The organism is Vibrio sp. Y176, from assembly GCF_033438945.1.
Map to the genome: position 1 here is coordinate 57,648 of NZ_JAWOQS010000014.1, position 8,899 is coordinate 66,546.

Sequence of the window (8,899 nt, forward strand, 5' to 3'; positions counted from 1 at the left end):
TAAAAACCGCCATCACTCATGGCGGTTTTTTGCTTTAGTGCACAAATTGGCCACACAAAAAATATGGCAATTATGTTGTTTTTGTTAACTTGGTTACAGAAACGAGAGTGGCTATTAGGAGATTAGACCAGTAAATTGCTGCTAATTGCTATGAATTAGCTATAATCTTGGTCGATTTTTTAAAATTTGCTCGGTTTTAACAAAAAAATCGTGCTGAACTATCGTATATTTGGGAATATAAACGTTCCACTCACGATAAGGGAAGATAGCAACACAATGTCTGCAAAGTCACGGATTCTTGTTCTAAACGGACCAAATCTTAATCTATTGGGTCTGCGCGAACCGACACACTATGGTCACAGTACCTTAGCTCAAGTTGTGGATACTCTTACAGAGCAAGCCCATAACGCTGGGGTAGAACTGGAACACCTACAATCAAATCGTGAGTACGAACTGATTGAAGCCATTCACGCTGCCTATGGCAAGATTGACTTCATCATCATCAATCCAGCGGCTTTCACTCATACTAGTGTGGCGCTGCGAGATGCATTACTTGGCGTCGCCATCCCATTTATTGAGGTGCACTTATCAAATGTGCACGCACGTGAACCATTCCGTCATCACTCTTATCTGTCAGATAAAGCAGAGGGTGTGATTTGCGGTTTAGGCGCACAAGGTTATGAATTTGCTCTGTCTGCAGCGATCAATAAGCTACAGACAAAGTAACCCTAACACTCTGCAACCCTACGAGGGTTGTCTTAATCACAAGATAAAAGAGAAAGAAAAGATGGATATTCGTAAAATCAAGAAGCTAATTGAGTTAGTTGAAGAGTCTGGCATTGCTGAGCTAGAGATCTCTGAAGGTGAAGAGTCAGTGCGCATCAGCCGTCATGGCACTGCAGCCCCTCAAGCACCAATTCACTACGCAGCAGCTCCAGCGGCGGCACCTGCTCCAGTAGCAGCGGCACCAGTAGCGGAAGCGCCAGCAGCAGAAGCTCCAGCAGCAACACCTGCAGGTCACCAAGTTCTTTCTCCAATGGTTGGTACTTTCTACCGCTCTCCAAGCCCAGACTCTAAAGCATTCGTAGAAGTGGGTCAGAAAGTAAATGCTGGCGATACTCTATGTATTGTTGAAGCAATGAAAATGATGAACCAAATCGAAGCGGACAAATCTGGCGTTGTTACAGCAATCCTAGCTGAAGACGGCCAACCAGTTGAATTCGACCAACCTCTTGTTGTAATCGAATAAGCGGGGCTTGCCTTATGCTAGACAAAGTAGTCATCGCGAACCGAGGTGAAATTGCACTTCGTATTCTTCGCGCTTGTAAAGAATTAGGTATTAAGACCGTCGCTGTTCACTCAACAGCGGACCGCGATCTTAAGCACGTACTACTCGCAGACGAAACCGTATGTATCGGCCCTGCTCGTGGTATCGACAGCTACCTAAACATTCCACGCATCATTTCTGCAGCAGAAGTGACTGGTGCTGTGGCTATCCACCCAGGTTACGGCTTCCTGTCTGAGAACGCAGACTTCGCAGAGCAAGTTGAGCGCAGTGGTTTCATCTTCGTTGGTCCAAAGGCAGACACTATCCGCCTAATGGGCGATAAAGTATCTGCTATCAATGCAATGAAGAAAGCTGGCGTTCCTTGTGTACCGGGTTCTGACGGCCCTCTAGACAATGACGAAGAGAAAAACAAAGCATTTGCTAAGCGCATTGGTTACCCAGTAATCATCAAAGCATCTGGCGGCGGCGGCGGTCGTGGTATGCGTGTTGTTCGCGCAGAGAAAGACCTTATCCAAGCCATTGCAATGACACGTGCTGAAGCAAAAGCGGCGTTCAACAATGACATGGTTTACATGGAGAAATTCCTAGAAAACCCTCGTCACGTTGAAGTTCAGGTTATTGCTGACGGTCAAGGCGGCGCAATTCACCTTGGTGAGCGTGACTGTTCAATGCAACGTCGTCACCAAAAAGTAGTGGAAGAAGCTCCAGCACCTGGTATCACAGAAGAAATGCGTAAGTACATCGGTGAACGCTGTACTCGTGCATGTATCGAGATCGGTTACCGCGGCGCAGGTACGTTTGAATTCCTATACGAGAACGGTGAGTTCTACTTCATCGAAATGAACACTCGTATTCAGGTAGAGCACCCAGTAACAGAGATGGTTACTGGCATCGACCTAATCAAAGAACAGCTTCGTGTTGCAGCGGGTCAGCCTCTGTCATTCACTCAAGATGATATTAAGATCCGTGGCCATGCGATTGAGTGTCGTATCAACGCAGAAGACCCTGAGCGCTTCCTACCATCTCCGGGTAAGATCGAGCGTTTCCACGCTCCTGGCGGTATGGGTGTACGTTGGGAATCTCATATCTACACAGGCTACACAGTACCACCTCATTACGATTCAATGATTGGTAAACTGATCACTTACGGTGAGAACCGTGATGTAGCGATTGCACGTATGAAAAACGCACTGGGTGAGATGATCATCGAAGGCATCAAAACTAACGTGCCACTGCAATTCTCCATTATGAATGACGAAAACTTCCAACACGGTGGTGCAAACATCCACTACCTAGAGAAGAAGCTTGGCTTACAATAAGCCTAAGCAAACGTCTTAAAAAATGCCCACTCCCGTGGGCATTTTTGTTTTATATGTACGCAAAGGGCTCAACATATAAATCGGCTTATTTGGGTATATACTCAAACAAATCGTAGAGTTCTGGTAAACTCTGCGCCACTTCATTCACTTTAAGAGCAAAAACCAATGCCTTGGATTCAAATCAAACTCAACGCGACCAATGAAAACGCTGAGCAAATCGGCGATATGCTAATGGAAGAGACTGGCGCGCTGTCTGTTACATTCTTAGACGCGCAGGATACACCTGTATTCGAACCTCTACCTGGCGAAACTCGCTTATGGGGCGATACTGATATTCTGGCACTGTATGATGCAGAAGCAGACACTAACTTCATCATCGACCAAATTAAAGCGAGCAATATGCTGGCTGACAATTTTGCTTACAAAGTAGAACAGCTTGAAGATAAAGACTGGGAACGCGAATGGATGGAAAACTTCCACCCCATGAAATTTGGTGAACGCTTATGGATTTGTCCAAGCTGGCGCGACATTCCAGATCCTGATGCTGTTAATGTTATGTTGGATCCAGGCCTTGCATTCGGTACGGGTACTCACCCTACAACAGCACTTTGTCTTGAGTGGCTAGAAAGCATGGACTTAAGCGGTAAGACCGTTATCGACTTCGGTTGTGGCTCAGGTATTCTTGCGATCGCAGCGATCAAACTGGGCGCTGAAAAAGTGATAGGGATCGACATTGATCCTCAAGCCCTGCTTGCTTCAAAAGACAATGCTGAGCGTAATGGCGTTGCAGACAAACTAGAAGTTTACTTACCGCAAAATCAACCAGAAGGTCTCGTCGCTGACGTCGTTGTGGCCAACATCCTTGCGGGACCTTTACGTGAGCTTGCACCTATCATCAAAGGACTAGTTAAGCCAAATGGCGACCTCGCTATGTCCGGCGTATTAGACACTCAAGCTGAAGATGTTGCGAACTATTACCGTGACGAGCTTCACATTGACCCGATTGTTGAGCAAAGTGAATGGTGTCGCATCTCTGGTCGTAAGCAAGGCTAGACAAGGTTTTCAGAGCTAATTGTTTGAAATTCATACAATTTACAAAAACAATTTGTAAATGCTCAAATATTAGTCTTTTCACGCAGTGAAAAAATGCGTAAAATGCGCGCCCTTGCTGGTACAGAACTGTGATGACGTTTTGAAAATCGGAAACTATCAACTTAAGAACAATCTAATCGTAGCCCCTATGGCTGGTGTAACGGATAGACCGTTTCGCGAGTTGTGTCTTCGCTATGGTGCGGGAATGGCCGTCAGTGAAATGATGTCCGCTAACCCAAAACTATGGGGAACGTCAAAGTCGAAACAGCGCATGGTACACGAGGGCGAATCGGGCATTCGCTCTGTACAGATTGCAGGTTCCGATCCACAGCTTATGGCGGACGCAGCTCAATTCAGTGTTGAGAACGGTGCACAAATCATCGACATCAACATGGGCTGCCCGGCAAAAAAAGTGAATAAGAAGCTAGCGGGCTCTGCTCTGCTTCAATACCCAAACATTATCGAAGAGATTTTGAAAGCGGTCGTGAATGCAGTGGACGTTCCTGTAACGTTAAAGACTCGAACTGGCTGGGATACAGACAACAAGAACTGTGTCCAGATCGCTAAATTAGCCGAAAACTGCGGCATACAAGCTCTTGCTCTGCATGGCAGAACGAAAGCATGTATGTACAAAGGTGAGGCCGAATATGACAGCATTAAAGCGGTAAAAGAGGCGATTTCAATTCCGGTTATCGCGAACGGTGATATCGATAGCCCGGAGAAAGCCAAATTTGTACTGGAGTACACCGGTGCGGACGCTTTAATGATTGGACGCCCTGCCCAGGGTCGTCCTTGGATTTTCCAAGAAATCCATCACTATTTGGAAAACGGCACCACAATGGAGGAACTTCCAACTGAGGAAGTGAAAACCATTATGCTTGGTCATGTAAATGCTCTGCATGAGTTTTATGGGGAGTTCTTAGGTCCACGTATCGCGCGCAAGCACGTTGGGTGGTACCTGAAAGAGCATGAACAGGCAAGTGAGTTTCGCCGTACCTTCAACGCTATCGACGCAGCTCCGCTGCAAATTGAGGCGTTAGAAGGTTATTTTGATAACGTTGCATCATAATTAAGAGAAGAGCTAGACCGAATATGTTCGAACAAAATCTGACTTCAGAAGCATTAACAGTAACTACAGTAACGTCACAAGACCAGATTACTCAGAAGCCTTTACGTGACTCTGTTAAAGCGTCTCTTAAAAACTACCTTGCTCAACTAAACGGCCAGGAAGTAACAGAACTATACGAATTAGTTCTAGCTGAAGTTGAACAGCCACTACTAGATACTATCATGCAGTACACTCGCGGTAACCAAACTCGCGCAGCAACTATGATGGGTATCAACCGCGGTACTCTTCGCAAGAAACTTAAGAAATACGGCATGAACTAAGACCGTTTTTCAAAAAGTATTTGGAACAAGCCGTTACCTTTTTAGGTAACGGCTTTTCTTTATCTACTAAAACACTACGAATAACGCTCACTTTGTTCAGTATTACCAACTGGCTTTAAGATAACTACTGCTGAGCCAAACAATAGCAAAGCCACGAAAGCGACCCATTCATTGCCTACAGAATACGCGAAGCCCGCCAAGGCAGACCAAATCGCGACACCAAAGTGCATCATACTCATTCCAAAAGACATCAACACACCTCGATATTCATCAGATAAGCTTGCGATATGTGCTTGTAATGCCGGAGAACCAACCCCTCCAGCGAGAGACCAGAGCACTAGAGCTGGAAGATAAGCGGTCACCGTACTCATCTCATTTGAGAACACCCATGCACTACAAGGTATGCACACCATTAAGGCCACTCGCATAACGGCTCGAGAGCTACCAAGCCAGCGAGAAGCTCTTGCCACGCACATATTTCCAACCACACTCACGATCCCTAGAGCTGCATAAATAGCGCCCACCCAACCGAGCGCCAAATCGCTGGTATCTCGAATATGAAGGCCTATCAGGTTAAATACACCAATACCTCCCCCTAGAGCTAAACACATCGCTAAAATCGCCCTCAACGCGCCAGGAACATGAATTACACCTGTTATAGGTGGCAGAGCATCTGACATTTGGGACTCATCATGCTGGTCATTCATGAACACTACGCTCATAGCACTGACAAGAAGAGCCGCAACGCCCAAAATAATAAAAGCGGCACGCCATGATAAAAGCTGGGTCAACAATGCTCCGATCGCAGGGCTAGTTATCATACCTAGCGTTAATCCCGCCTGAACCATCACAATTTGACGCATCGCTCTATTACCCTTCGCGTCTCCCGCTAACGCGAATGCAATTGGCAACATGCCTGCACTTGCAATACCAGTGATCACTCGAGTTGCAATAGCAAGTTCAAAATCATGAACTATGCCCGTCGTAATAGACGCAACCCCAAATACAAAGCAAGCAGGCACCATGATACGAATACGCCCAACTCGGTCTGATAAACGGCCCAAGTAAGGAGCGCAAATTGCTATGGCTAAACTATATGCCGTAATAAATAAGGTAACCTGACTCGGTTGAACACTTAAATCATTTCCGATGGGTTCAAGAATAGATCCAAGCATCAACTCATCAGCACCAACAAGAAAAGCAACGAGAAATAGGATCATGGACTGCATCATAGCTCCACCTCCTGTTCTGTTTTCGATTCAGCACAAGTGAGCAACGAAATATCTAAAACTCTATCAGGCCAAGATTGCAAAAATGCCTTCTCATGAGATACCACAATCACGCTACCGGAAAAGCGCTGGAGAGCCTCTTTAAGCGCATTTTTGCTGCTGCTATCCAAATGTGTTGTTGGTTCGTCCAACAGCAAAACATGGCATTTCTGAACCGATAAACAACACAGTTTCACCCGAGTTTGCTCACCACCGCTCAATGTATCTAAGTGGCGCTGCGTCTTATCCCCCGTGATCCCAAAGCGAGCTAATAGCTTGCGTGACTCTTTGCTTGAGATTGTTGGCGCACAAGAGCACAGCTCCTGTTCAGGTGTGTTCTGAGGATGGCGCCAAGACAAATCTTGAGAAAAATAACCAATCATTGCACCTTTTGCCAATACCACCTCACCAGAGAGTGGCTCGATCTCCCTCATCAGGGTTTTAAGTAAGGTCGACTTACCCACGCCGTTAAAACCAGCAACAACCAACTTTTTCCCGCGCGCTAACGTGATATCAAGCGCAGGAAGCAGAGGCTGCTGATAACCTATCATCAACTCTTTTGTGTCAATCACATACTGTTGCCCAATAGGCTGGTGAGCAAAGTCAAACATCGATACTTTTTCTATATTATTCAGTTGAATAGGTTCGATTTTATCCAGTTTTTTCTTGCGCCCCTTAGCAAGACTCGCGTTAACTCCAGCGCCATTTTTGGCAATAAATTGCTCTAACTTTCGAATTTCATTTTGCTGAGCCTTATATTGCTTTTCTAATAAAGCACCGTCGTGCTGCTTTTGCTGCATTGCTTTGACATAAGTACCGCTGTATTTTCGAACCGTTTGATAATCAATATCACAAACACTGGTCGCTACTTGATTAAGGAAATCAATATCATGAGAAACCAGTAAAACAGTGCCAGTGTAATCGTTGAGAAACGTGACCAACCATTCAATGTGCAGAGCATCAAGATAGTTTGTCGGCTCGTCGAGAATTAACACATCGGGGTTGTGGAGTAACAACCTGCCTAAAAGGACTTTGTGCCTTTGACCGCCACTTAGCGAGACAAGCGGTGTATCTAAGCCAAATTGATAAATACCAAGACCTACAGCAACTCGTTCAATTTTGGTATTAATTGCATAGAAGTCTTCATCTTCTAAATATGCCTGTAGCCGAGCGACTTGGCTTAAAAGAGATGTAGAGTGAGACTCGGTCATCGCCTGATACAAAGTCCAAAGCTTCTGCTCGGCAGCGTATAAGTTCTCAAAAGCACTCTTTAAGCATTCATAAACCGTCAGCGCATTATCCATCTTAAAATGTTGTTCTAAATACCCCACCTCAAGGTTTGGTAACCATTCAATGCAGCCCTTATCTGCAGATAATTCACCGAAAAGCAGTTTCAATAAGGTGCTTTTTCCAACACCATTCGCTCCGGTGATACCTATTTTCTCTCCCACGTTAATACGAAAGGTCACGTTGTTGTATAACGTCTTATCAGCTATCTGATAAGACAAATTTTTAACTTGTAAAATACTCATGTTTTCAACCAAATAAAAAAGGGCCGGTGATCAATACCGGCCCTTATTTCAATACTGGGTAATGCTTTGTAGCTGCTTAACAGATACAAAAAGGCCGATGATGAAATATCACCGGCCATCTCTTCTCTTTTATCAGGTGTACAAGCTCCTGCGTATAACTTCAGCGAAGCTACCCACACATAAAACACCTGATGAAGATAATTTAAGACTCCGAGCAACACTTCATCGCGTTTTTTGCACGGAGTTCAGCCTTCTTACAAAGCTTTTAAACAAGAGATATAACATGATTTACTGTCGAAAAAATATTCGATGTGAAGCGTACACCTTTAGAATAAAAAGTACCAGATAATTGTTAAAACTATCGTGACTTACACGAAGGTCCACAGAAAGAAGACTTTTCCTCAGTCAATGTGCCAGGTGAACTGCTTACTCAGCAAACACAGCTATGAAAGCACCTATACCGCTCACGTTATACGTACGTAGTGGTGGCTTTGAAGGTTAGAGAGGGTTAGAGGGAAGAAGTAGCGAATATACTTTAAGACACTGGCTTAAATAGATCGACAAAACAAAATCCATGTTTGAAAAGTTTTAAATGCGCTGAGTTTATATTAATAAGCGCCTATGGCTAAATCAAAACATCTAAAGCAGAGAAATCTCCCCCGAAAATAACATAACCTAGTGAATAAATTTTCCAGGTAATAATAAAGGAATAAAGGAAGCTTTGGTAAGTAAGCACAAGGGCTGAGAACTAGCGCTCGATACTAGGACCCGGTTCAGTAGAAACCACACAAAACTGCGTTCCACTTCACTCATAACAGGGCTTAGAAAGCATAGCCAGAGGGAAGCCTGCCTCTCGATGCAAGGTTTCAATATGAAAGTGGATTTAAGGTAAGTCGGTTAACCAAAACAAAAAAAGCCTCAGTCTTTCGACTGAGGCTTAATATAAGTGGCGGAGTGGACGGGACTCGAACCCGCGACCCCCGGCGTGACAGGCCGGTATTCTAACCAACT

The 8,899-nt window shown here is 45.0% G+C and carries 8 protein-coding genes; 6 read left to right on the plus strand and 2 right to left on the minus strand.

Annotated features, from left to right (window positions below; all coding sequences use genetic code 11):
• The first annotated feature begins 276 nt into the window (after positions 1-276).
• The 6 genes from aroQ to fis all read left to right on the plus strand — a co-directional run bounded on the left by aroQ (position 277) and on the right by fis (position 5,088).
• Positions 277-726 (plus strand): type II 3-dehydroquinate dehydratase, encoded by a 450-nt coding sequence (gene aroQ, locus R7O13_RS21855; RefSeq protein ID WP_054579330.1) that lies wholly within the window; start codon positions 277-279, stop codon positions 724-726.
• A gap of 61 nt (positions 727-787) precedes the next feature.
• On the plus strand, positions 788-1,249 hold the full coding sequence (gene accB, locus R7O13_RS21860; protein ID WP_005386355.1) for an acetyl-CoA carboxylase biotin carboxyl carrier protein: 462 nt from the start codon (positions 788-790) through the stop codon (positions 1,247-1,249).
• A gap of 14 nt (positions 1,250-1,263) precedes the next feature.
• Positions 1,264-2,607, plus strand: a complete 1,344-nt coding sequence (gene accC / locus R7O13_RS21865) for an acetyl-CoA carboxylase biotin carboxylase subunit (protein ID WP_005382509.1) — start codon at positions 1,264-1,266, stop codon at positions 2,605-2,607.
• 165 nt (positions 2,608-2,772) lie between these two features.
• A complete protein-coding gene (gene prmA, locus R7O13_RS21870; RefSeq protein ID WP_005382507.1) occupies positions 2,773-3,660 on the plus strand; it encodes a 50S ribosomal protein L11 methyltransferase in 888 nt (295 codons plus the stop codon).
• Positions 3,661-3,799: 139 nt separating this feature from the next.
• Positions 3,800-4,768, plus strand: coding sequence for a tRNA dihydrouridine synthase DusB (gene dusB / locus R7O13_RS21875; protein WP_005382505.1), 969 nt, complete (start codon positions 3,800-3,802; stop codon positions 4,766-4,768).
• A gap of 23 nt (positions 4,769-4,791) precedes the next feature.
• Entirely contained in the window at positions 4,792-5,088 is a 297-nt protein-coding gene (fis, locus tag R7O13_RS21880; protein WP_000462885.1) for a DNA-binding transcriptional regulator Fis, read from the plus strand.
• A gap of 74 nt (positions 5,089-5,162) precedes the next feature.
• Here fis and R7O13_RS21885 read toward each other — a convergent pair whose 3' ends face one another.
• Together R7O13_RS21885 and R7O13_RS21890 are read right to left on the minus strand one after the other, a co-directional pair.
• Complete coding sequence (locus R7O13_RS21885) at positions 5,163-6,320, minus strand: MFS transporter (protein WP_213867233.1); 1,158 nt, start codon at positions 6,318-6,320, stop codon at positions 5,163-5,165.
• The gene (locus R7O13_RS21890) at positions 6,317-7,888 is read right to left on the minus strand and encodes an ABC-F family ATP-binding cassette domain-containing protein (RefSeq protein ID WP_318304698.1); all 1,572 of its coding nucleotides are present in this window, start codon (positions 7,886-7,888) and stop codon (positions 6,317-6,319) included. The genes R7O13_RS21885 and R7O13_RS21890 overlap by 4 nt, the downstream gene beginning before the upstream one ends.
• Between the last annotated feature and the right edge of the window lie 1,011 nt (positions 7,889-8,899).